The organism is Streptomyces sp. NPDC049687, assembly GCF_044465285.1.
Classification (GTDB): Bacteria; Actinomycetota; Actinomycetes; order Streptomycetales; family Streptomycetaceae; genus Streptomyces.
This window is the reverse complement of record NZ_JBITLN010000018.1, coordinates 40,527-65,263: the sequence shown is the minus strand read 5'-3', so window position 1 is coordinate 65,263 and position 24,737 is coordinate 40,527. Positions and strand designations below refer to the sequence as shown.

Annotated in this window: 16 protein-coding genes; 10 read left to right on the top strand and 6 right to left on the bottom strand. The window is 72.4% G+C overall.

The window, feature by feature from the left end:
- Positions 1-33: 33 nt before the first annotated feature.
- Positions 34-723 carry a cell division ATP-binding protein FtsE gene (gene ftsE / locus ACIBVL_RS37695; protein WP_399104775.1) on the bottom strand — a complete coding sequence of 230 codons (690 nt, stop codon included), beginning with the start codon at positions 721-723 and terminating at the stop codon, positions 34-36.
- Between the two features lie 315 nt (positions 724-1,038).
- Here ftsE and ACIBVL_RS37690 point away from each other — a divergent pair, with 315 nt between their 5' ends.
- Positions 1,039-1,230 (top strand): hypothetical protein, encoded by a 192-nt coding sequence (locus ACIBVL_RS37690; RefSeq protein WP_055639109.1) that lies wholly within the window; start codon positions 1,039-1,041, stop codon positions 1,228-1,230.
- Between the two features lie 96 nt (positions 1,231-1,326).
- Here ACIBVL_RS37690 and ACIBVL_RS37685 read toward each other — a convergent pair whose 3' ends face one another.
- The 4 genes from ACIBVL_RS37685 to ACIBVL_RS37670 form a co-directional block, all read right to left on the bottom strand.
- Positions 1,327-2,184, bottom strand: coding sequence for a hypothetical protein (locus ACIBVL_RS37685; protein WP_399104773.1), 858 nt, complete (start codon positions 2,182-2,184; stop codon positions 1,327-1,329).
- 305 nt (positions 2,185-2,489) lie between these two features.
- Positions 2,490-3,596, bottom strand: a complete 1,107-nt coding sequence (gene prfB / locus ACIBVL_RS37680) for a peptide chain release factor 2 (RefSeq protein WP_399104771.1) — start codon at positions 3,594-3,596, stop codon at positions 2,490-2,492.
- 67 nt (positions 3,597-3,663) lie between these two features.
- Positions 3,664-4,917: a serine/threonine-protein kinase gene (locus ACIBVL_RS37675; protein ID WP_399104769.1), complete on the bottom strand. Its 1,254-nt coding sequence runs from the start codon at positions 4,915-4,917 to the stop codon at positions 3,664-3,666.
- Between the two features lie 128 nt (positions 4,918-5,045).
- Positions 5,046-6,740 (bottom strand): serine/threonine-protein kinase, encoded by a 1,695-nt coding sequence (locus tag ACIBVL_RS37670; RefSeq protein ID WP_399104767.1) that lies wholly within the window; start codon positions 6,738-6,740, stop codon positions 5,046-5,048.
- Positions 6,741-7,149: 409 nt separating this feature from the next.
- Here ACIBVL_RS37670 and ACIBVL_RS37665 point away from each other — a divergent pair, with 409 nt between their 5' ends.
- From ACIBVL_RS37665 to ACIBVL_RS37625, 9 genes are all read left to right on the top strand, one after another.
- Positions 7,150-10,539: an FHA domain-containing protein gene (locus ACIBVL_RS37665; protein WP_399104931.1), complete on the top strand. Its 3,390-nt coding sequence runs from the start codon at positions 7,150-7,152 to the stop codon at positions 10,537-10,539.
- Positions 10,540-10,747: 208 nt separating this feature from the next.
- Complete coding sequence (locus ACIBVL_RS37660) at positions 10,748-12,130, top strand: ABC transporter substrate-binding protein (protein WP_399104765.1); 1,383 nt, start codon at positions 10,748-10,750, stop codon at positions 12,128-12,130.
- Positions 12,131-12,137: 7 nt separating this feature from the next.
- On the top strand, positions 12,138-13,481 hold the full coding sequence (locus tag ACIBVL_RS37655; protein ID WP_399104763.1) for a carbohydrate ABC transporter permease: 1,344 nt from the start codon (positions 12,138-12,140) through the stop codon (positions 13,479-13,481).
- The gene (locus ACIBVL_RS37650) at positions 13,478-14,320 is read left to right on the top strand and encodes a carbohydrate ABC transporter permease (protein ID WP_399104761.1); all 843 of its coding nucleotides are present in this window, start codon (positions 13,478-13,480) and stop codon (positions 14,318-14,320) included. Before ACIBVL_RS37655 ends, ACIBVL_RS37650 begins: the two co-directional genes overlap by 4 nt.
- Before the next feature lie 147 nt (positions 14,321-14,467).
- Positions 14,468-16,741, top strand: coding sequence for a CDP-glycerol glycerophosphotransferase family protein (locus ACIBVL_RS37645; protein WP_399104759.1), 2,274 nt, complete (start codon positions 14,468-14,470; stop codon positions 16,739-16,741).
- A 41-nt stretch (positions 16,742-16,782) separates the two neighbouring features.
- Positions 16,783-18,984, top strand: a complete 2,202-nt coding sequence (locus ACIBVL_RS37640; RefSeq protein WP_399104757.1) for a CDP-glycerol glycerophosphotransferase family protein — start codon at positions 16,783-16,785, stop codon at positions 18,982-18,984.
- 8 nt (positions 18,985-18,992) lie between these two features.
- The gene (locus ACIBVL_RS37635; protein ID WP_399104755.1) at positions 18,993-21,209 is read left to right on the top strand and encodes a CDP-glycerol glycerophosphotransferase family protein; all 2,217 of its coding nucleotides are present in this window, start codon (positions 18,993-18,995) and stop codon (positions 21,207-21,209) included.
- A gap of 60 nt (positions 21,210-21,269) precedes the next feature.
- On the top strand, positions 21,270-22,568 hold the full coding sequence (locus ACIBVL_RS37630; protein WP_399104929.1) for a hypothetical protein: 1,299 nt from the start codon (positions 21,270-21,272) through the stop codon (positions 22,566-22,568).
- A gap of 103 nt (positions 22,569-22,671) precedes the next feature.
- Positions 22,672-24,243 (top strand): hypothetical protein, encoded by a 1,572-nt coding sequence (locus tag ACIBVL_RS37625; protein WP_399104753.1) that lies wholly within the window; start codon positions 22,672-22,674, stop codon positions 24,241-24,243.
- A gap of 49 nt (positions 24,244-24,292) precedes the next feature.
- Here ACIBVL_RS37625 and ACIBVL_RS37620 read toward each other — a convergent pair whose 3' ends face one another.
- A complete protein-coding gene (locus ACIBVL_RS37620) occupies positions 24,293-24,706 on the bottom strand; it encodes an organic hydroperoxide resistance protein (RefSeq protein WP_399104751.1) in 414 nt (137 codons plus the stop codon).
- Positions 24,707-24,737 lie beyond the last annotated feature (31 nt).

The following is a 24,737-nucleotide window of genomic DNA, read 5'->3' as shown; positions in this document are numbered from 1 at the left end:
TTGAGGCCTTTCCGTGGACGTCTGCGGGTGCGGTCAGTGCTGGTAGCCGTAGACGCCGCGCGCCTGGTCGCGGACGAGGCGGCCCTGCTCCAGCTCGATGACGCGCTTGCGCATCTGGTCCACGATGTTCTGGTCGTGCGTGGCCATCACGACGGTCGTGCCGGTCCGGTTGATCCGGTCGAGCAGCTTCATGATGCCGACGGAGGTCTGCGGGTCGAGGTTGCCGGTGGGCTCGTCGGCGATGAGCAGCTTGGGCCGGTTCACGAAGGCGCGGGCGATGGCCACGCGCTGCTGCTCACCACCGGAGAGCTCACCGGGCCTGCGGTCCTCCTTGCCGCCGAGCCCGACGAGGTCGAGCACCTGCGGCACGGATTTGCGGATCTCGCCCTTCGACTTGCCGATGACCTCCTGCGCGAAGGCGACGTTCTCCGCCACCGTCTTGTTCGGCAGCAGCCGGAAGTCCTGGAAGACCGTCCCCAGCTGGCGGCGCATCTGCGGCACCTTCCAGTTGGAGAGGCGCGCGAGGTCCTTGCCCAGCACGTGCACCTGCCCGTGACTGCACCGCTCCTCGCGGAGGATCAGCCGCAGGAAGGTGGACTTTCCGGAGCCGGAGGACCCCACGAGGAACACGAACTCGCCCTTCTCCACCTCGAGGGAGACATCCCTCAGTGCGGGGCGGGTCTGCTTGGGGTAGACCTTGGAGACGTTGTCGAATCGGATCACGGGTGCACCACGGGTCGCCGGGGGTAGATGAGCGTGACCATACGCGAACCGGGTACGCAAGCGCAGGCGCCGGGACGGGTTGCGGGAGGCTTGTGGGCTTTTGTACCGGGGGCTCTTCGAACGAACGGCGGCACAGCCCACTCGGGGGCGCGGAACGCTGCCGACATGCGGCTCCGCCGTGCGGCGGTGAGTCGGCCCCCGAGCCCCCTTGCGGAGCGAGCTGCGCAATCTCCGGAGGACCTGGCACAGTGGAAGGGAACGTTCTCGGCCTCGTGAGCGTTCTCTACGTGGAACCGGTGCAAGGAGGGCGAGCGCATGACGTACGACCGGCTGGTGTGCGCTAACTGCGCGGCGCCCGTGAGCGAGGGCCGGTGCCCCGTGTGCCGCGCGAACCGCGAGCGGCTGCAGCAGGAGAACTTCTTCGCGGGGCTGAACCCCATGGCGCTGATCGCGCTGCTGGCGGTCCTGGTGGCGGCGGTGGCCCTGCTGGCCCACCAGACCGCCTGACCCGCGGCCCTACGACGCCGAAGGGGCCCGGAGCCGGCGAGCTCCGGGCCCCTTCGTGTGTACGTCACGTAACGTCACGCAGGGGGACGGCTACCGTCAGGCGGCGGCCCCGCCACGGCCCCCGACGAGACGCGGCAGCACGCGGAAGGCGACACCGCCCGCGATCATCGTGGCGGCACCGATGATCAGGAACGTGGTCTGGCCGGCACCGGTCTCGGCGAGCTCCCCGCCGCCGCCCTGGGCGGTGGTGTCGGAGGAGGTGGTGTCCGAGGTGTCGGTCAGCGCGGAGCTGCCCTCCTCCTGGGTGGAGGTGCCGTCGGTGTCGGTACCGGAACCACCGGTGGAGTCGGAGCTCGAACCGCCGGTCGCGCTGGACCCGCCGTCCGAGGAGGAACCGGAGGAGCTGTTGCCCGAAGAGCTGTTGCCGGAGGAGCTGTTGCCCGAAGAGCTGTTGCCGGACGAGCCGTTGCCCTGGGAACCGTTGCCCTGAGAGCCGTTGCCCTGAGAACCGTTGCCCTGAGAACCGTTGCCCTCGGACCCGTTGCCCTCGGAGGTGTTGCCCTGGACCGCGCCTTCGGCGGTGTTGCCCTGGACCGCGCCCTCGGCCGTGTTGCCCTGAACGGTGCCCTCAGTGGTGTTGCCCTGGACCGTACCCTCGGCCGTGTTGCCCTGGACCGCGCCCTCGGCCGTGTTGCCCTGGACCGTACCCTCAGTGGTGTTGCCCTGAACGGTGCCCTCAGTGGTGTTGCCGGGGTCGCATTCGGGAGAGGTGACGATTTCACACGGGTCGGTGGGGTCCTCGTCGCCCTCGCCGGCCACGGTCGCGACGAGCCCGCTGAGGCCGCCGTCGTTGGTGTCGGCCGAGGCCACGCCGGCGACCGTGAGCGAGGCACCCGCGGCGATCACGGCACCGGCGGCTATGCGCGCGACCCGGATCCGCGTCTTCTTTGTCATATGGTTGCTACCCCCAGTAGCTGATCGTCGATGAGGCCGCGCTCGGGGCGGTGATCGACGGGAGATAGCTGAGATGTAGCTGAAACCCCCCGGTTCACATGCGCCCCAGAGATACGCATGCCACACTGCACCTTCCCGATTTTTCAAAGCAACGTCAAGGCCGTTGCGCACGCAATGTCCAAGTCAGGGTGCTTTGCGCGATGTTCGAGCTGTGAGTGTGATGTAAAACCCAGACATCGGGGAAGCCGCAGCGCGCGAAAAAGGCAACCGCCCCTGACGCAGGGGCAGTTGCCTTGTCGACAAACCTACTTCTCTTGCTGCTTGCGCCAGCGAATTCCGGCTTCCAGGAATCCGTCCAGCTCACCGTTGAAAACGGCCTCGGGGTTGCCGACCTCGAATTCCGTACGGAGGTCCTTGACCATCTGGTACGGGTGCAGGACGTAGGAGCGCATCTGGTTGCCCCAGGAGTTGCCGCCGTCGCCCTTGAGCGCGTCCATCTTGGCCTGCTCCTCCTGCCGGCGCCGCTCGAGGAGCTTCGCCTGCAGGACGTTCATGGCGGTGGCCTTGTTCTGGATCTGCGACCGCTCGTTCTGGCAGGAGACGACGATGCCGGTGGGGAGGTGGGTGATGCGCACCGCGGAGTCGGTCGTGTTCACGCCCTGACCACCGGGCCCGGAGGACCGGTAGACATCGATGCGCAGCTCCGACTCGTCGATCTCGACGTGGTCGGACTGCTCGACGACGGGAAGGACTTCCACACCCGCGAAGGACGTCTGCCGGCGCCCCTGGTTGTCGAAGGGCGAGATACGCACGAGGCGGTGCGTGCCCTGCTCGACGGAGAGGGTTCCGTAGGCGTAGGGCACCTGGACGGCGAAGGTGGTGGACTTGATCCCCGCCTCCTCCGCGTACGACGTCTCGTAGATCTCGGTCTTGTAGCCCTTCTGCTCGGCCCACCTCAGGTACATCCGCTGGAGCTTCTCGGCGAAGTCGGCGGCGTCGACGCCACCGGCCTCGGCGCGGATGTTGACGAGCGCCTCCCGGGAGTCGTACTCCCCGCTGAGGAGCGTACGGACCTCCATCTCGTCCAGCGCCTTCCGGACGGCGACGAGCTCGGACTCGGCCTCGGCACGGGTGTCCGGATCGTCCTCCTCCTCGGCCATCTCGAACAGCACGGCGAGATCGTCGATCCGGCCGCGCAGCGCGTCGGCCTTCCTGACCTCGGCCTGGAGGTGGGACAGCTTGCTGGTGATCTTCTGCGCCTCGTCCGGGTTGTCCCACAGGGACGGCGCGGCCGCCTGCTCCTCGAGCACGGCGATGTCTGCCCTCAGCTTGTCGAGGTCCAGAACGGCCTCGATCGACTCCATGGTCGAGGAGAGGGACTTGAGCTCTTCGGATACATCGACGACTGCCACGCCTCCCAGCGTAACGGACCCGGCATCCCGCCCCACCCGGCGTTCACGGTCGAGCTCCGCTCACCAATCAAGGGGAGGACGGTGCCGAGCTCCCCGTGTCCTGCGGCGAAGCCCCCGCGTCGTCACCGGAGGTCACCGCCCACGTCCCCGCGCCCACCGCCGCGACCAGCGCCACGCCCGCCACCCCGAGCGTGATCCGCCGCCGCCGAGTCGTCGCCCGATTGCGCGCCGACCCCGGCCGGGGCGCCCCCGCGGCCCGCGGTACCCGCGCGGTCCCGTGCGCCCCGCCCGCCAGCTCGTCCGGCGCCGGCACCCGCATCGACGTGTGCGTGTCCCGGTTGGAGTCCGGCTTCGCCCCGGGAACGAGGGGGACCGAGCCCCGCCGTACCCGCCCGGAGGGCGCGACCGGCGCCGGCCGTGGCCCCGACTCCGCGGGCTCCCCGCCGCCCTCCTCCACCGGCTCCGTGTCCGGCTCGTCCACGTCCAGCGGCGGCATCCCCGCCAGCGTCGGCAGCTGCTCCCGCAGCCGCGCCGCCAGCTCGGACGCCCGCAGCCGCGACGCGGGCCCCTTCGCCAGGCACTGCACGATCAGCTGCCACAGCTCGTCGGGGATACCGGGAAGCGGAGCAACCGTCTCCGTCACATGCCGTCGCAGCACCGCACCGGGATGTCCGCCGCCGAACGGGGTGAACCCCGCCAGCAGCTCGTACAGCACGGTCGCCAGCGCGTAGATGTCCACGGAGGCCCGCGGCGGCAGCCCCTCCACGATCTCCGGGGCGAGGTAGTCCGGCGTACCGATGATCTTCGTGGCGCGGGTCCGTCTGGGGGTGTCGATCAGCTTCGCGACACCGAAGTCGGTCAGCAGGGCGCGGTGCGAACCACCGGGCCCGAGCGGCCCCTGCATGTCCAGCAGCACGTTCTCCGGCTTGACGTCCCGGTGCACGACCCCGGCCGCGTGGGCCGCGGCCAGCCCCTCGGCGACGTCCGCGACGATCGCCACCGCGGCCTCGGGCGCGAGCCGCCGGTCCCGGTCGAGCCGGGTGCGCAGGTCCGTGCCCCGGACGAGGTCCATGACCAGTGCCAGGTCGTTGCCGTCGACCACCAGGTCCCGTACGGAGACCACGTTCGGGTGTTCGAGGCCGAGCAGTGCGGTGCGCTCCTGCACGAAGCGGCCCACGAGCTCCTCGTCGGAGGCGAGGTCCTCGCGCAGCAGCTTGATGGCGACGGGTCCGTCCGGTCCCTCGCCCAGCCACACCGTGCCGGCGCTGCCCCGTCCCAGGATCTGGTGGGCGGTGTACCGGCTGCCGATCTTCCGTGCCAAGGCTGCTCCTACAGACGCGTGTTGCCGAACAAAGTACGCGTCCGACGAGCCAACCTTCACCGCGGAGACGGAAATCACCCGTCAGATGTCGACAAGTCCACAGACTCGCGGTCAGGCACGGAGGCCTCTCAGGGCCCGTTGCCGCCCGATCCGTCCGAGCTCCCACCCAGATCGCCGACCCAGTTCGTGATCTGGTCGAACCAGTGGCTCAGCTCGCCCCACCAGCTCCGCCCGGTGCCGATCCATCCCTGCAAGGGGCTGAACTCCCAGATCAGCCATCCGGCCACGACGAAGATGACGATCGTGAACAGACAGCCCTTCAGGCAGCCGAGCCCGGGGATCTTCATCGGGTTGGCGCTGCGCTGCCTCGGCTCCCGGGGCTCCCGCTGCCGCGGTTCCGGCGCGGGCCGCTGCGGCTGGGGCTGGTGGCGCTGGGGCTGCTGCCGCTGGGGCTGCGGCGGGGCGTACTGCTGGGGCTGCTGCTGCGGGGGCGCGTACTGCTGCTGGGGCTGCTGCTGATAGCCGTACCCGCCCTGTTGGGGCCGCTGCTGCGGGCGCTGCGGCGGCTGCTGCGGCCGGGCGACCTGCCGCTGGGGGCGGCGGCGCAGCGGGTCCTCGCCGGGGTCGAGGTACTGCTGGACCTGCGTCTGCTCGTTGCGGTCGCGGGCGGCCCGCAACTGGGTCTGCCAGGGGTGCGGCTGCTCGGGCTGCTGTCCCTGCTGGTGGGGCGGCACGGGCGGCATCACGGCCGTCGGGTCGGCCGCGCCCGCCGGACCACCGGTGTGCGGAAGGACCGCGGTGGGGTCGGCCGCGCCCGCGGGCGCGCCGGTGTGCGGGAGCACGCTGGTCGCCGCGTTCGGGTCGTACGCCCCCGCGGGCGCCCCCGATCCGGCGCCCGGCACCTGCGCGGGCGCCGGGTCCGGGGCGAGCAGGTGGACGACGCCCTCGGCGGCCGCGATCTGCATCGAGTTCGCGTGCACCCCGATGCCCTCGGCGACGATCCGCAGACCGCGCGCGAGGTTCTCGGCGCTGGGCCGGTGGTCGGGGCTCTTGCTCAGGCAGCGCTCGATGACCGTCCACAGCGGGTCGGGGACGGTGGAGGGGCGGCGCGGCTCGGCGCTCAGGTGCTGGTGGAGCACCTCCAGGGCGGAGCCGCCGGAGAACGGCGGGCGGCCGGTGACCAGTTCGTACAGCAGGATGCCGGCGCCGTAGATGTCGACCGCCGAGGTCTGCGGACGGCCTTCCGCCGACTCGGGCGCCACGTACGCGGGCGTGCCGACGAACTCGCTGGTGCGGGTCAGTCCCGGGGAGTCGGCCAGACGGGCGATGCCGAAGTCGGTGAGCATCGGGTGCATCTGCCCGCCGTCCTGCTTGAGCAGGACGTTGGCCGGCTTCAGGTCGCGGTGCACCACGCCGTCGGCGTGGCTCGCGGCGAGCGCGTCGGCGACCTGGGCGGTGAGCAGCGCGGCGGCGACCGGCGTGAGGGGGCCGTTCTCGCGCAGGTAGCGGTGGAGGTCGGGACCGTCGACGAGGTCCATGACCAGCGCCAGCAGATCGCCCTCGACGACCAGGTCGCGGACCCGGACGATGTTCGGGTGGGTCAGGCGCAGCAGCACGGAGCGCTCGCGCAGGAACCGCATCACGACGTCGGGGTCGCTCGCGAGCTCCTCCTTGAGGACCTTGATCGCGACGGTCTCCCCGGGCTGGCCGGGCACGGCCGCCTCGGCGCCCGCGGTCTCGCGCTGGCGGGCTCGCCAGACGGTGCCCGTGGCGCCGCGTCCGAGCGGCTCCTCGAGCAGGTACTTGCTGCCGACTGGCCGCACGTCACGCGCTCCCTGCTGCTTGCTTGCCTGCTTGCTTGTCTGTCCTGCCGGTGTTTCGACCCACTGTAGTGCCGTGCTTCCCGTACCGGGCTGTCGTCGTCCCATGGGCCTCGCGCGGGTCCCGTGTACGGGTACGCGAGGGCTCCTCCGCCCGTTCGAAGGGAAGACGCGCACCCCTGGCTCCGGGTTGCCGGAGCCGGACGTGACCGATCTCAACTGATCGCCGAGTGATCGGCGGCGAGGCAATGGTCAGGCACTTTTGCGGGCAGAGCCGACCAATCAAGATCACTTGTCCTCGGGCGGTGGGCGGATTGTCAGTGGCAGGTGCGAGGATGCCTTCAGTACTGGCCGATGTGCTCGTGTGGGGTGGGGGAAGTCCGCGCCCGGGCAGAAGGGACCGCTGACGGCGATGCAGATCCGGCTGACCGTCGTAGACCCGCTGGGCCCGCATGCCGACGCCCGCGGCCGCGCCGCGAGCTGCGACGTACTGGTCACGGCGCCCGCCGGCACGGCCCTGGCCGCGGTGGCCTCCGCCCTGGCCGCGGCGGTCTCCGGGGAGAGCGCGGGCGGCGCCTCCGTCGTCCTGTACGCGGGCCCGGAGCGGCTCGACACCCAGCGCTGCACACTCGGCGAGCCACCGCTGATCGACGGCGCCGTGCTGTCCGTGGGCGCCCCGGCCGACCCCGAGCCGCATCCTGAGGTCGACGACGCCCCGGCCCGGCTGCACGTGGTCGCGGGCCCGGACGCGGGCGGTGTCCATCTGCTGCACGGCGGTCAGGTCCGCGTCGGCCGCTCCGCCGACGCCGACGTCCCGCTGGACGATCCGGACGTCTCCCGTCTGCACTGCGCGGTGACGCTCGCGCCCGACGGCCGTGCCACGGTCACCGACCTCGGCTCCACCAACGGCACCACCCTGGACGGCACCCGCGTCCAGACCCGCCCGGTCCGTCTCGCCCCCGGCGCCCTGCTGCGGATCGGCGAGTCGGCCCTGCGGCTCGCTCCCCCCGGCGGCCCCGGAGTCCGGGTGGCGACCACCCCGGACGGCGAGGGCCAGGTGCGGGTGCCGTGCGGCGGTACCACGGCGGAGGGCACGGTGTCCCCGGGTGCGGTGACGACGGGCTCGGACACGGCACGTTCCGCGCACGCGCGCGTGGGGAGCACCCCGGCCGGTCCCGCCGGCCCGACCGGCCACGCCTACGGCAGGGTCGACTGGAGCGGCACGGCGGGCTCCCGGGGCGAGCGCGCCCCTGCCCCCGGGGAAGGCCCCCTGGTGCCCGGCCAGGGCAGCGCACCGCGCATCGAGAGCACACCCCCGGCCGGCACCGGCTCCGTCCACGACACCCACGCCGGCCGCACCGGCGTGGGCTCGTTCCCGACGCCGCACGACAGGACGCCGTACGACCACGCGCCGTACGACGACACGCCTCAGCACGAGGTCCGGGGCCCGCGGAGCCCCTCCCACGCCCCCTCACCCACCGACCCCGACGTCTCCTCCAGCCGCAAAGGCACCCCGCTGCGCGGCACCGACATCCCGCCCGGCGTGCGCAAGCGGGGCGGGCTCTCCGCGTGGGCGCGGCGGCTGGCCGGCGGGCGGGGCGGCGCGCAGGAGGGGCCGGACGCCGGGACCTGCGACGACGAGGCGGCCGGCGCCGGCACGCAGCCTTCGGCCGCCGCCGCGCCGGCGCCGGAGACCTGGCCGGACCTCGCGGCTCTGCTGCTGACGGCCCTGGCCCCGGGCCCCCGGCTGTGGGAGCGCGGCCCCGGTCACCCGGAGACGCTCACCGTCCGGCTCGGCACGGCGGACCGGGCGGCGCCCGACGGCTCGGGCCTGCTGCCCGCCGTACCGGTGACGGCGGACCTGCGCGAGGCCGGGGCGCTGGGCCTGGCCGGGCCCCGCCCGCGGTTGTCGGGGCTGGCCCGCGCGGTGCTGGCCCAGCTGGCCGCGCTGCACTCCCCGGACACCCTGGAAATCGTGCTGATCAGCACGGACCGGGGGCGCGCCGAGCAGGAGCGCACCGCCGAGTGGTCCTGGCTCGGCTGGCTGCCCCATCTGCGCCCGGGGCACGGCCAGGACTGCCGCCTCCTCCTCGCCTACGACCACGACCAGGCCGCGGCCCGCACCGACGAGCTGCTGCGCCGGCTGGAGGACCATCTTCCGGACGGCGCCCCGGCTCCCCGCACCGCCCCCCGCCCGTCCTGGGCCCGGACCGACGAGGCGGCGGACGGCTTCCCCGGCCCGTACACGGTGGTCGTCGTGGACGGCGACCCGGGCGGCGCCGACCTGCGGGAAGCGGTCACCCGGCTGGCGGTGCAGGGGCCGAGGGCCGGCATCCACGTGCTGTGCCTGGCCGAGACGTCGGCCGTTTCCCCGGCCGGCCCCGCCGCCCCGGTGACGCAGACGTACGAGGCGGCCTGCGCGGTGGCGCCCGCGTTCCCCGCGTGCGGGGCGGTCGCGCTGCTCAGCGGGGACGTGGCGACGGCGCTGCGGCTGTTCCGGGTCGCCCCGGTGGGCGACGGCAGGCCGGGCCCCGTCGGCCCGGGCACGCTCGCCGCCGTGGACGCGGTCTCCCCCGCCTGGGCCGAGCGCTTCGCGCGCGCCCTGGCCCCCCTGCGCCCCGACGGCGGCGACAAGCACCACACGCGCGTGTCCGCCCCGCTCCCCCCGTCGGCCCGCCTGCTGGACGAGCTGGGCCTGGCCCGGGCCACCCCGGCCTCGCTGATGGCCCGCTGGGCGGACGCGGCCGACGACGCCGAGGCGCTCGGCGGCCGGGCCTGGGCGGTACTGGGCGCCGGCCCGCGCGGCCCGGTCTCCGTGGACCTCGCCGCCGAGGGCCCCCATCTGCTGATCGAGGGCCCGCCCGGCAGCGGGCGCACGGAACTGCTGCGGGCGGTCGTCGCCTCACTGGCCGCCGCCGAGCGCCCGGAGCGGCTCAGCATGCTCCTGCTGGACGGCCGCGACACCGTCGGCAAGGGCAGCGGCGGCCACGGCGACGGCCTGCGCGTCTGTACGGACGTACCGCATGTCACGAACCATCTCACCGCGAACGACCCGGTGCGCATGCGGGAGTTCGCCCAGTCGCTGAGCGCCGAGCTGAAGCGGCGGTCCGAGCTGCTCGGCCTCTCCGACTTCACCGAGTGGCACACGCACCGCGCGGTCTCCGGCCGGATCGTCCCGCAGCGGACCCCGAAGACCCCTCCGGCCTCGTCCAGCGGCGCGGCCGACCTGGACGCCCCGCCCAGCACCACCATCCGGCTGCGCCCCTCGGCCGCCGCCCGTCAGCAGACCGAGGCCGCCCCGCCGCTGCCGCGGCTCGTCGTGGTCGTCGACGACCTCGACGCCCTCGTCTCGCCCGCCCTCGGCTCCCCCGGCCGGCCCGCCGCGGGCTCGGTCATGCGCGCGCTGGAGGCGGTGGCCCGCGAGGGCGAGCGGCTCGGCGTGCACCTGGTGGCGGCCACGAGCCCCGGCGGCCGTACCGCGGAGTCGGAACCGGTCCGCCGTTCCACCATACGGATCAGTCTCGACGCACCGGGTTCGGGCGCCGAGGAACCGGCTCCGGGCCGGGGCCGTCTCAAGGGCGCGGACGGCCGCCTCACCCCCTTCCAGGGCGGCCGCGTCACGGGCCGCATCCCTCGCACGGCCACCCTGCGCCCCACGGTGGTCCCGCTGGAATGGCAGCGCATGGGCGACCCCCCGGCCCGCCGCCCGGTCCGCGAACTGGGCAACGGCCCCACGGACTTGGCCCTGCTGGCCAGCGCCCTGGAACGGGCGTCACGTCATCCCAGCCCGTCCGGCGTCTGAGGACGAGGCCGTTTCAGGGCCGAAGCGGGGGCCCGGGGGTGTGACAGCCCCCGGCGACGCCCCGCAGCAGCCCCGCCCACCGATCACGACGCGGTCACGATCTCCCGGTTGACAGCGCGGGCGCTCTTGCCGACCCATGGCACCCGGCGTAGACCAGTGCCACGGGACAGCGCTCGAACGTTCGACGAGGACGAAGAACGGGGCAGTGATGCGCAGGACGAGCAACACCATCCGGACACGCAGGACCGTGAAAGCAGCCGCCACCCTCGTGGCGGGAGCCCTCGCGCTCTCGCTCACCGCGTGCGGCAGCGACGACGACAAGAGCAGCGGAAACGGGAGCGACACCGGGACCGAGGACTCCGGCAGCACGCTCACCCTCCCCAAGCTGGACGGCACGACCCTGGAGGTCGCGGCCGTCTGGACCGGCACAGAACAGGCGAACTTCAAGAAGGTCCTCGCCGAGTTCGAGAAGCGCACCGGCGCGAAGATCACCTTCGTGCCCGCGCAGGACCCGATCATCAACTTCCTCGGCTCCAAGATCGCGGGCGGCTCACCGCCGGACGTGGCCATGCTGCCGCAGCCCGGCGCCATCAAACAGGCCGTGGACAAGGGCTGGGCCAAGCCGCTGGGCGCCGACGCCCTCAAGGAGCTGCAGAAGAACTACTCGCAGGGCTGGCAGGACATCGGAAAGATCGGCGGCAAGCAGTACGGCGTCTACTACAAGGCCGCCAACAAGTCGCTGATCTGGTACAACGCCAAGGTCTTCGAGAACGCGGGCGCGAGCGACCCCACGACGTGGAAGGACCTGCTGACCACCGCGCAGACGGTGTACGACTCCGGCGTCACCCCGTTCTCGATCGGCGGCGCCGACGGCTGGACCCTCACCGACTGGTTCGAGAACGTCTACCTCTCCCAGGCGGGCCCGGAGAAGTACGACCAGCTCGCCCAGCACAAGATCAAGTGGACGGACCCCTCCGTGCAGGAGGCCCTGACCACCCTCGCGCAGATCTGGGGCAAGAAGGACTGGGTGGCGGGCGGCGCGAGCGGCGCGCTCCAGACCGAGTTCCCGGCCTCGGTCACGCAGACCTTCACCGGCGGCGAGCAGCCGAAGGCGGCCATGGTCTACGAGGGCGACTTCGTCCAGGTCAACATCGCCGACACCAAGGCGAAGGTGGGCACGGACGCCAAGGTGTTCCCGTTCCCGTCGGTCGGTGACACCGCGCCGGTGGTCTCCGGCGGTGACGCGGCGGTGATCCTGAAGGACTCCAAGGGCGCGCAGGCGCTGGCGACGTTCCTCGCCTCGCCGGACGCGGCGACGATCCAGGCGAAGCTGGGCGGCTACCTCTCACCGAACAAGAACGTCGACATCTCCGCGTACCCGAACGAGGTCCAGCAGAAGATCGCCAAGGCGCTGATCGCGTCCGGCGACGACTTCCGCTTCGACATGTCCGACCAGGCCCCGCAGGCCTTCGGCGGGACGCCCGGCAAGGGTGAGTGGAAGGACCTGCAGGACTTCCTGAAGAACCCGTCGGACGTGGCCGGCATCCAGAAGAAGCTGGAGTCGGACGCGGCGGCGGCGTACGGGAACTGACCCGGCGATGAAGTCGGCCGCGGTGGCGGGGGCTCCCGGAGCCCCCGCCGCTCCTCGCTCGCGCAAGAGTGTGACCGGCACCCGCAGGACCGTGGCGGCGCTGTTCCTGCTGCCCGCCCTGCTGCTGCTCGGCGCGCTCGTGGTCTACCCGATCGGGTACTCGGTCGTGCGCAGTTTCTACGACCAGTCCGGCGACGGTTTCGCCGGCGTCGACAACTACAAGGCCCTCTTCACGGACGACGGCATCCGCGCCGCGCTGAAGAACAACGTGATCTGGGTGGTGTTCGCGCCGACGATCGCGACCGCCCTCGGTCTGATCTTCGCGGTGCTGACCGAACGGGTGCGCTGGGGCACCGCGTTCAAGCTGGTCGTCTTCATGCCGATGGCGATCTCGATGCTGGCCGCCGGCATCATCTTCCGGCTGGTCTACGACCAGGACCCGGACAAGGGCGTCGCGAACGCGGTGTGGGTCGGCGTGCACGACACGTTCGCGCAGGCCTCCGCGTTCCCGAAGGCCCACCCGGGGCGCGACTCGCCGCTCGTCGCACAGGGGGGCGGCTTCAGCACCAGGACCGTCGTCCACACCGGCACCCCGGTGAGTCTGCCCCTGGTGGGCGTCGCCCCCGGCCAGATGCCCGACAGCGCCAAGAACGCCGTACCGGCCCGGTCCCAGCAGGACAAGGTCACCGGCACCACCTGGCAGGACTTCACCCGGGGCAAGGGCGTGGGCACCCTCGGCGCCCCCGACCCCTCCGAACTGGGCTACGCCGGGATGAGGATCGAGGCGGTCAAGGACGGCAAGGTGGTCGCGTCCACGACGGCCGCCGACGACGGCACCTTCACCCTCCCCGCCAAGGCCGACGGAGCCCACCTCCGGCTGCCGGCGAGCAATTTCAAGGAGCCGTACAACGGCCTGGACTGGCTCGGCCCCTCCCTGGTCACCCCGGCGATCATCGGGTCGTACATCTGGATGTGGGCCGGTTTCGCGATGGTGCTGATCGCGGCCGGGCTCGCGGGTGTGCCACGGGAGCTCCTCGAGGCCGCCCGCGTCGACGGGGCGAACGAGTGGCAGGTGTTCCGCAGGGTCACCGTCCCGCTGCTCGCGCCCGTCCTCGCGGTGGTCGCCGTCACCCTGATGATCAATGTGCTGAAGGTCTTCGACCTGGTGTTCATCATCGCCCCGGGCTCCTCGCAGGACGACGCGAACGTGCTGGCGCTGGAGCTGTACCGCAAGGGCTTCTCCGAGGACCAGCCGGGCATCGCGAGCGCGATCGCGGTGTTCCTGCTGCTGCTGGTGATCCCGGTGATGTGGTTCAACGTACGGCGGCTGAGGCGGGAGGTGCGGCGATGAGCAAGTGGCTGATCGAGAAGCTCAACGGCGGTCTGGTCCGCGCCTTCCTGATCGTCGTCGGCCTGTTCTGGCTGGTGCCGACGATCGGTCTGCTCATCTCCTCGCTCCGCTCGCCGGAGGACATGAGCGCGAGCGGCTGGTGGCAGGTGTTCAGCCAGCCCTCCCAGCTCACCTTCGACAGCTACCAGAAGCTCCTCGAGAACAGCGACATCACCGACTCCCTCGTCAACACGGTGCTGATCACCGTCCCGGCGACGGTCCTGGTCGTCGTCGTCGGCTCGCTCGCCGGATACGCGTTCGCGTGGATGGAGTTCCCGGGCCGCGACTGGTGGTTCCTGGCCGTCGTGGGGCTGTTGGTGGTGCCCGTGCAGGTGGCGCTGATCCCGATCGCCGAACTGTTCGGCAAGATCGGTGTGTTCGGGTCGGTCCTCGGGGTGGTCCTGTTCCACGTCGGCTTCGGTCTGCCGTTCGCGGTGTTCCTGCTGCGGAACTTCTTCGCGGAGATCCCCCGCGAACTGCTGGAGGCGGCCCGCCTGGACGGGGCGGGTGAACTGCGCCTGTTCCTGCGGGTCGTGATGCCGCTGGGCGGTCCGGCGATCGCGAGCCTGGCGATCTTCCAGTTCCTGTGGGTGTGGAACGACATGCTGGTGGCGCTGGTGTTCACCGACGCCGACAGCCAGCCGATCACGGTCGCGCTGCAGACCCAGGTACGGCAGTTCGGCAACAACATCGACGTGCTCGCGCCCGGCGCGTTCATCTCGATGGTGATCCCGCTGGCCGTGTTCTTCGCGTTCCAGCGGCAGTTCGTGTCCGGTGTGATGGCGGGCGCGGTCAAGTAGACGACAACGATCGCGGGGGTGGGCCGGACACCGGTCCGCCCCTTGCCGTTCACCCACAATCCCCCGAATGCCGTACAAAGCGTAACCACATCACTCCATCGGCCGTTCCCGGGCAAGGCCCTGTCCGCGCCGACCCATGGATGTCCCTTGCCCAGGTTCAGTGTCATCGTCCCCGCGTACAAGGTTCAGGCGTACCTGCACGAGTGCCTCGAATCGGTGCTGTCCCAGTCGTGGACCGATCTCGAACTCATCGCCGTCGACGACCGTTCGCCGGACGCCTGTGGCGAGATCATCGACGAGTTCGCCGCCCGCGACCCCCGCGTGCGTGCCGTGCACCTGCGGGAGAACGTGGGTCTGGGCCGGGCCCGCAACGCCGGCATGGACGCGGCGTGCGGCGACTACCTGCTGTTCCTGGACTCCGACGACACCCTCACCCCGGACGCGCTGCACACGATCGCCGACCGGCTGAAGGAGACCGGCGAGCCGGACGTCCTGCTCTACGACTACGCGCGCACCTTCTGGACGGGCGCGGCCGAGCGCAACCAGAGGGCGGCCCTGCTGACCGAAGAGGGCCCGGCACCCTTCCGGCTGGAGGACCGCCCGGGCCTGTTCCGGGTGCTGATGGTGGCCTGGAACAAGGCCTGCAAGCGGGAGTTCGTCGAGCGCCTGGGCCTGAGGTTCCCGCCCGGCTACTACGAGGACACGCCGTGGACGTACCCGGCGCTGATGGCGGCGGAGTCGATCGCGACGCTCGACCGGGTCTGTGTGCACTACCGCCAGCGCCGCCGGGGCAACATCCTCTCCACCACCAGCCGCCGGCACTTCGACGTCTTCGAGCAGTACGACCGGGTCTTCGCGTTCGTCGAGGAGCGGCCCGAACTCGCGTGCTGGCGCCCGGTGTTGTTCCGCCGCATGGTCGACCACTTCACGACGATCTTCACCAAGCGGGACCGTCTCCCGCGCGGCTCGCGCGCCGCGTTCCTGCGCAGGGCCCGCGCCCACTACCGCCGCTACCGCACCCCCGGCACCACGATCCCGCTGCGCTCCCGTCTCCGGCACACCCTGGTCCACCTCGGCCTGCACCGCACGTACCGGGCCCTCCAGGCGGCCATGACCCTGCGCCGCCGCGCCCTCAAGCTCGGCGTGAAGCTGGCCCGGGCCCTGAAGGCCGCCCTGCTCCAGGCGCACTACCGCATCCAGCTGCGTCTGCCCCTGCGCGCCGACCGCGCGGTGTTCGCCGCGTACTGGGGGCGGGGGCACGGCTGCAATCCCGGCGCGCTGGAGGCCGCGTTCCGCGCGTTCGCCCCGCAGGTGCGCACGGCGTGGATCGCCCGCCCCGAGCACCAGCACACCGTCCCGCCGGGCCCGCGCCGCCTCTCCCCCGGCACGGCCGCCTACTGGACGGCGCTGGCCCGCTCCAAGTACCTCGTCAACAACGTCAACTTCGACCGCCGGCTGGTCAAGCGCCCCGGCCAGGTCTTCGTCCAGACCCAGCACGGCACCCCCCTCAAGCACATGGGTCTCGACCTCCAGGAGCACCCGGCGGCCGCCCGCGACCTGGACTTCCCGGAGCTCCTCAAGGGCGTCGACAAGTGGGACTACGTCCTGTCCGCCAACCGCCACACCACCCTGACCTGGGAACGCGTCTACCCCGGCAGCTACCGCACCCTGGAGTACGGCTATCCGCGCAACGACGTCTTCCAGCAGGCGACCCCGGCGGACGTGGCCCGGCTGCGGGAGTCCCTCGGCATCCCCCGCGACACGGTCGCGATCCTCTACGCCCCCACCCACCGCGACTACCGCCGCACCCAGCGCACCGCCCTCGACCTGGAGCGCGTCCTGCGCCGCCTGGGCCCCCGTTTCGTGATCCTGGCCCGCGCCCACTACTGGCAGCGCGTCCCCCTCCCCCACCAGGCGCCCGGCGTCATCGACGTCGGCGACCACCCCGTCGTCGAGTCCCTCTGCCTCGCCTCGGACGTCCTGGTCACCGACTACTCGTCGATCATGTTCGACTACGCCAACCTGGACCGGCCGATCGTCGTCCACGCCCCCGACGACGACTGGGCGGCGTACCAGGCGGCCCGCGGCACCTACTTCGACGTGCGGGCCTTCCCGCCCGGCGCGGTCGCCCGCAGCGAGGACGAGCTGATCGACATCTTCGCCACCGGCCACTGGCGCGGCTCCCGTTCGACCCAGTTGCGTGCCGCGTTCCGCGAGCGGTTCTGCCCGTACGACGACGGACGCGCCGCCGAGCGGGTCGTACGGCATGTCGTGCTGGGCGAGACCGAGCTGCCGCCGGTCGTGCCGCTCGCCGAGCGCCGGCCCGTGCCGTCGGCGGCGGCCTCGGGACTGTCCCCGGCCGCCACCGTGCCGCAGCCTTCCGGCTCGCTGCCCGTCACCGACGGCCACGAACGCCGTTGAACACCGCTGTAAGCGACACGGATCTACGGAGAAAGAGCAGCATGCCCCGCTTCAGCATCATCGTCCCGTCCCATGGGGTCGCGGGCCGGCTGTCCCTGGCGCTGGACTCCGTCCTCGCCCAGTCCTTCGGCGACTTCGAGCTGATCCCCGTCTGCGACGCACCCGGCACCCCGGGCGCCCTCGTCGCCACCGGGTACGCGGAGCGGGACCCGCGGGTGACGCCGGTGCACTCGCCGCCGTCGGCGGGCCTGGCCGGGGCGCGCAACACCGGGATGCGGGCGGCGAACGGCGCGTACCTGCTGTTCCTCGACGGCGACGACACCCTCGCGCCGGGCGCCCTCGCGGCACTGGACGCCCGTCTCACCGAGACCGGTGACGTCGATGTCCTGTACGCCGAGCACGAGCGCACCCCGTGGTGGGAGGGCGAGCCGACCAACCCGGCGGCCCCCCTGCTGGCGAAGACCCCCGAGGGCGCCTTCGCCCCCGCCGAGGCCCCCCGGGTGACCGGCGTGCAGCTGCCCGCCTGGAGCGCCGCCTACCGCCGCTCCTTCCTCACCGAGCACCGGCTCGTCTTCCCCGACGGCCATTTCACGGACATCGGCTTCGGCGGTCTGGTCATCCTGCACGCCGACCGGATCGCGGCGCTGCGCTCCGTCGTCGTACGGCACCTGCTGCGCCGGCAGGGCAGCCGGCTCAACCTGCCGGGCGAGCACCACGCCGAGCTGCTGGACCGGGCCGAGCAGGTGCTGACCCGTGCCGGTGAACTCGATCTGCCGGCCGACCGGTTGAGCCCGCTCTTCGAGCAGCTCTTCGCCCTGGTCCTGAAGACGGCCGCGCACCCCGCGAGGCTGCCGGGCCGCCGGCGCCGGGCCTTCTTCCTCCGCGCGGGCAAGCTGTACCGCAGGCACCGCCCGGCGGGTTTCCGCAGGCCGGGCGGGAGCCTCGGAGTGCAGCACCGGCTGCTCGCGGCGGGGGCGTACACCGCGTTCCGCGCGCTGCGGGGCGCCAACCGGAAGGCGTCGGCCCTCGCCCAGCGCGTCCCCCGTCCCCGGGGGCTGCGCACGCGGATGTACTACCGGCGCCAGCTGCGCCGCCCCGTCGATCCCCGGCTCGCCGTGTACTGCGCGTACTGGGGCCGCGGATACGCCTGCAACCCGGCCGCGATCCACGCCAAGGCCGCCGAACTCGCCCCGCACATCCGCTCGGTGTTCCTCGTCGAACCCGACCAGGTCCACGCGATGCCCGACGGCGTCGACCACGCGGTGATCGGCAGCCGCCGCTACTGGAAGGTCCTCGCCCGCGCCAAGTACCTGGTCAACAACGCCAACTTCGCGGAGGGCGTGGTCAAGCGCGAGGGCAGTGTGCACGTGCAGACGCAGCACGGCACCCCGTTGAAGAAGATGGGTGTCGACCAGTCGACGTACCCGGTGGTCGCGGCCGCGACCGGCTCCTTCACCAAGCTGCTCGGCCGCGTCGACCGCTGGGACTTCAACCTCTCCTCCAACACCCACTCCACCCGGATGTGGGAGCGCGCCTTCCCCGGCCGGTACGAGCACCTCGAATACGGCTATCCGCGCAACGACGTCTTCTACACGGCGACGGCCGAGGACGTGGCCCGCGTCCGGCGGGAGCTGGGGGTCCCCGAGGGGAAGACGGCCGTCCTGTACGCGCCCACCCACCGCGACTACCAGACCGGCTTCGCGACCGGCCTGGACCTGGAGGCCTTCTGCGAAGCGGCCGGCGAGGACGTCGTCGTCCTGCTGCGCGCCCACTACTTCTACGACCGGGGCTCCCGCGCCGGTACCGGCCGGATCATCGACGTGACCGGCCACCGCTCCTCCGAGGACGTCTGCCTGGCCGCCGACGCGCTGGTCACCGACTACTCGTCGATCATGTTCGACTACGCCAACCTGGACCGGCCGATCGTCGTGTACGCCGACGACTGGGACGTCTACACCGAGACGCGGGGCGTGTACTTCGACCTGATGGCGGCCCCACCGGGACCGGTGGCCCGCACGCCAAAGGACCTGGCGCGCGTGTTCCGCGACGGCTCGTACGCGGACGCGGAATCGGCCGCCCGGCGGGCCGAGTTCCGCTCCCGCTTCTGCCAGTTCGACGACGGCCGGGCGGCCGAGCGCGTGGTGCGCCGGGTGCTGCTCGGCGAGCCCCCGGAGGCGATCGAGCCCGTGCGGCCGCTCGCCGAGCGCGTCCCGGCCCCCGCCGCCACCCTCGTAAGGAGCTGACCCCCGCAGTGCCCCGCTTCAGCGTCATCGTCCCCTGTTTCAAGGTGCAGGGCTTCCTGCGCGAGTGTCTCGACTCGCTCCTCGCACAGTCGTACCGGGACTTCGAGGTGATCGCCGTCGACGACCGCTCACCCGACGGCTGCGGTGCGATCCTCGACGAGTTCGCGGCCCGCGACGAGCGCGTCCAGGTGCTGCACCTGCCGGAGAACGTCGGCCTCGGCCGCGCCCGCAACGCGGGGATGCCCCATGCCACCGGCGACTACCTGTTCTTCCTCGACAGCGACGACACCCTCACCCCGGGCGCCCTGCACGCGATGGCCGACCGGCTGGCCGAGTCCGACGACCCCGACGTGCTGGTCTTCGACTACGCGCGCACCTACTGGTGGGGCGGAACGCGTCGCAACGCCCTCGCGCACGTCCTCGCCGACGTCGGTTCCGGCACCTTCACGGCCGCCGAACACCCGGAGATCCTCGACCTGCTGATGGTCGTGTGGAACAAGGTGTACCGCCGGGACTTCGTGGCGAAGAACGGCTTCGCCTTCCCGCCCGGCTACTACGAGGACACACCCTGGACGTTCCCGGTCATGCTCAGCGCGGAGCGGATCGCCACGCTGGACCGGATCTGCCTGAACTACCGCCAGCGCCGACAGGGCAACATCCTGTCCACCACCAGCCGCAAGCACTTCGACATCCACGACCAGTACGAGCGCGTCTTCGCCTTCGTCGACTCCCGCCCGGAGCTGGCCGGCTGGCGGCCCTATCTGCACCGCAAGATGGGCGAGCACTGCCTGGACATCCTGGCCAAGCCGGACCGGCTGCCGCCGTCGGACAAGGGCGAGTTCTTCCGCCGCACGGTGGAGATGTTCCGCACCCACCGGCCCGACGACGGGCCCGTGCCCGCCGAACTGCGCGTCCTGGAGGGCGGTTACCCCGCCTACCGGGTGCGGCGGCAGGCCGAACGGGCCGGGCGGGAGCTGGCGCGGCGCGGCGGGCTGGTGCAACGGGCGGCCGCGGGGCGCGTCCGGCGTGCGGCGGACGGGGTGCGGGCGCGCCGGGCGCTGGATCCGCGGCTCGTCGTGTACTCGGCGTTCTCGCACCGGGGGGTGCTCGGCGACCCGGGTGCGATCTACCGCAAGGCACTGGAGATCGCCCCGCAGATGCGCGGGGTGTGGGTGGTGCGCGACGAGGAGACGGCCGCGCGGCTTCCCGAGGGCGTCGAGCACGTCCTGCTGGACTCCCCCGCGTACCGCAGGGTGACCGCGCGGGCCGGTTTCTTCGTCAACAACGTCAACTGGCCGGGCGCGCTGGCCAAACGTCCCGGCAGCGTCCACATCCACACCCACCAGGGCACCCCGCTGAAGTACATGGCCGCCGATCTGCTCGCCAAGCCGGGCGGCCGGTACCAGGTGGACGTGCCGCAGATGCTGCGCCGCGCCGACCGCTGGGACCACAGCCTGGTCGCCAACCGGCATTCCGAGCTGGTGTGGGAGCGGGCCTACCCGTGCCACTTCGCGTCGGCGCGGACCGGCAGCCCGCGCAACGACGTCCTGGTCGGCGCCGGCCCGGAGGCGGGTGCGGCGGTCCGGGCCCGGCTGGGCATCCCGGCCGGGCACACGGTCGTGCTGTACGCGCCGACCCGGCGGGAGTACGTCCGGGGCGGGCACGTCGACCGGATCGACCTGGCCCGTTTCGCCGCCGATCTCGGCACGGACCACACCCTCGTCGTCCGTCTGCACCCGTCCCTGGCGACCGGGCACGCGCGCGGGCTGGGCCTGTCGGACCTGCACCGGCGCGGTGTGCTGATCGACGCCACCGACGAACCGCACGTCGAGGACGTGATGCTCGCCTCCGACGTCCTGGTCACCGACTACTCGGCCCTGATGTTCGACTACGCCAACCTGGACCGGCCGATCGTCGTGCACGCCGACGACTGGAACGCGTACGTGGCGAGCCGGGGCACCTACTTCGACATCACCGCCGAGGCGCCGGGCCATGTCTCGCGCAGCTACCGCGAACTGGCCTGGCTGCTGGCCTCCGGCAGCTGGCGGGACGGGGACTCCGCCCGGCTGCGGGCCGGCTTCCGGGCGCGGTTCTGCGAGTACGACGACGGACTCGCCGCCGAGCGGGTCGTACGGCGGCTGCTGCTGGGCGAGGAGTTCCCGGACGGTGCGGCGCAAAGGGTGCCCGGTCCGAGCGCGGCCCGCGAGGAGCTCGCGTCGACGTGAGAGCGCGGCCGACGTGATAGGCCAGATGTCGTGAAATTCCCAGATGTCGTGAAAGTTCGGTTGCGGCCCCGGGGCTGGGTGCTGGTCCTGGCCGCCGTGTTCGCGGTGCTCCAGCTCGCGAACGTCGCCGGCCGGGACACCCCGGACACCAAGAACTACCTGTCGTACGCGCTGAGCCTGCGCGGGGAGAGCAAGCGGGAGGCGGCGGCCACGACCATCGACTACGCCTGCCGGGGCAGCGCCTCGATCGCGGCCCGGCGGCAGAGCGTGAACGTGGTCCGCTTCCACGCGCCGGACCCCACCCGCCGGGTGCTGGCCGAGTGCCGCGCGCGGGAGTGGCGGAACGTCTCGGCGCGACTGAGGGCGGGGCAGACCGGCGGGCACACCGTGCCGTTCATGCCGGAGCGCTTCATGCGGATCTTCGAGGCGCGGCCGGGGTATCCGGTGTTCCTCCTGCCGTTCCTGACGCTGTTCGGGGTGACGTGGGGGCTCTGGCTGGCGGGTGTGGCGGTGACGGTGGCGGGCGGGGCGCTGGTCTTCCTGATCCTGCGCACCCTGCGCGCCCCGGCTCCAATCTGTCTGACGGGGCAGGCCCTGTACTACGTCCTGCCGTGCGGCACGACCGCGATGCGCCCGATGACCGAGGGCCTGATGCTGGCCTTGACGCTGACGGCGGTGTGGGGGTGTGCGCTGGCCCTGGAGGGCGGCGGACGGCGGCCGCGGGACGCGGCCTGGCTCGTGGGGGGTTCGCTGGCCGCGCTGTTCACGGTCAAGCACTCACAGGCGCTGTTCCTCGGGCTGTGCCTGGCGGGCTCGGGAGCGCTGGTCGCCGTACGGCGGCGCAGGGCCGGCCGGGAGCCGGGGCGCGGGGTGGTGACGGTGACGGTGGCGGGCTGCTGCTCGGTGGCCGGGACCGTGCTGCTCGCCCGGCTGCTGCACTACCCGTCGGAGTCGGAGAGCCTGCAGGATCTGCTGACCCATCACTTCTCCCGGCCGGACCGCACGCGCGTGTGGCCGGAGTTCCTGCACCTTCAGTTCAACTTCTGGGTGGAGTGGACGCGTCGGCAGCTGTGGGAGCCGCTGTTCGCGGTGGCGCTGGCGGCCGGGGCGTGGGGGGTGCTGCGGGCGCGGCGGCGGGCGGCCGGGGTGTTCGTGCCGGCCGCCGCGTGCACCGGGTTCCTCACCCAGGCCGGGCATCCGGACATCGCCATCTGGGGCGACCGGCTGATCGTCCTGGCATGGCTGCTGCCGGTGCTGGGGCTGCCGCTGCTGCTGGAGTCGGTGCTGCTGAGGGAGCGGGTCGCCCTGCCGGCACAGGAACGGTCCGGTCCGCCCGATCGGGCTCACTCGATGGGATGACAGTCGGCAAAGCCGCCGACGCGGGCGGGAATGTACGGCAAATGCGCCTGATGTGCAACTTTACCCCCATCTGCCATATCCGCGTTTTTCTGGTGCCCGTCCGGTGAGCGCCGGTGTCCTGACCCGGCGGCCGACGCTCGGTGCCACGGCGCTGCGCGGCGGACGGGTGTGGCGTCCGAGCCCGTACCGGGTCGTCGGCTTCCTGTTCTGGCTGGTGATGTCGCTGGCGTACTGGCGGGTTCCGCTGTGCTGCGACGCGGGTGTGCACGCGGCGGTCGTCGAACGCCTCAAGGCCGATCTGATCCATCCGCGGCATCCGATGGCCGACCTGCCGGGGGCGGGCAGCCCCTACTACTCGCCGTACGCGGTGGCCGAGGGCGCGTTCGCCCGGATGACCGGGCTGACGGGGTGGGAGGTGCTGTGGGTCGCCGGACCGGTGAACCTGCTGGTGCTGCTGACCGGCATCGGCCGTTTCGTGCGGGTGCTGACGCCGCGGCCCTGGGCGCCGGTGCTCGCCCTGACGGCGATGACGCTGCTGTGGGGCACGCAACGGGCCTGGTGGAGTGGCTATCTGGGCCTGATGTCGATGACCGGCAACCTCGGCTACCCGTCCACCTTCGGCATCGGGCTCGCCTTCTGGGCCTGGTCCCTGACGGGGGCGCGCGCGAGTGACGGGCGTCCGGTGCGGTTCGTCGGCCCGAGCGGGCTGCGCGGCTTCACCGGGTACGCGGACCTCGGGGCGCTGTACGGGGTGATCCTGCTGGTGCATCCGATCACGGCGGTGGCGGCCGTGACGGGCGGTGTCGCCGTCGTCCTGGGGTGGCAGCGGGCGTGGCGGCCGGCGGTGGCGGCCCGGTGGGCGGTGACGGGGGCGGTGGCGCTGACGGTGGCGGCCGGGTGGCCGTACTTCGACGTCTTCGCGCTGGCCGGGGACGGCAGCGTGGACGCGATGCACCGGCGGCTGTACGACGGCATGGCCGGGCACTTCTGGCTGGCGCTGCTGGGCCTGCCGGCGCTGTGGGCGCGGGGGCGGCGCTCGGTGCGCGATCCGCTGGTGCTGATGTTCGCCCTGGACTGTCTGGTGGTGGCGTACGGGTTCGTCAGCGGCCACTACACCTACGGGCGGATCCTGGGGCTGACCCTGGTCCCGCTGCAGTTCGCGCTCGCCGTGGAGCTGGCGGCGCCCCGGCCGTGGAGGGCGTGGCGGAAGGCGGTGGGGGCGGTCGCGGCGGCCGGGGCCTGTGCGGGGCTGCTGACCGTGCAGGCGGGGGCGGTCCTGCCGGCCTCGCTGGACCCGGTGGGTTTCGACCAGCCGCCGCACTGGCCGACGTACGACTGGGCCGCGCGGCACATCGGGCCCGGGGAGGTGGTGGTCACCGACGGCTACTTCGCCGTCCACGCGATCGCCGGGTACGGGCCGAACCTCGCCGCGCCCGCCTGGCCGGACGCGGCACTGGACGAACGGGCGCGGCGGCGTCGGCTGGAGGACGTCCGCGCCTACCTCGCCCGTGACTCGACGCGCGCCCAGCGGGCCGTGATCGCCCGCCGCTACCGCATCCGCTGGCTGCTGCTGACGCGCTGGCACCCGGTGCCCGAGGAGGCCGTGGTGGTGGCGTGGAGCCGGCGGACGGGGGAGGTGCTGGCGCGGGTGTCGCCGGCAGGGGGAAACCCCTGAGACCGGCCTCAGGGGAGTGGCCGCTCTCAGGGGTGGTCGTCCGTGGCGCCTACTCGATGACGAGGTCCACGTCGATGTTGCCGCGGGTGGCGTTGGAGTACGGGCAGACCTGGTGGGCGGCCTCGACCAGCTTGCGGCCGGTCGCCTCGTCCAGGGTGTCGGGCAGTTCGACGCGCAGCGTCACCTTCAGACCGAAGCCCTCGCCCTGCTTGCCTATGCCGACCTCGGCGGTCACGGCGGCGTCGGAGACGTCGACCTTCGCCTGGCGGCCGACGAGACCGAGGGCGCTGCCGAAACAGGCCGAGTAACCGGCGGCGAACAGCTGCTCCGGGTTGGTGCCCTGACCGTTGCCGCCCAGCTCCACCGGCATGGCGAGCGCGAGGTCGATCTTGCCGTCGTTGGAGACGGCACGGCCCTCACGGCCGTGGGTGGCGGTGGCGACCGCGGTGTACAGCGCGTCCATGGATGAACCATCCCTCTCGAAGTCTGTGTCA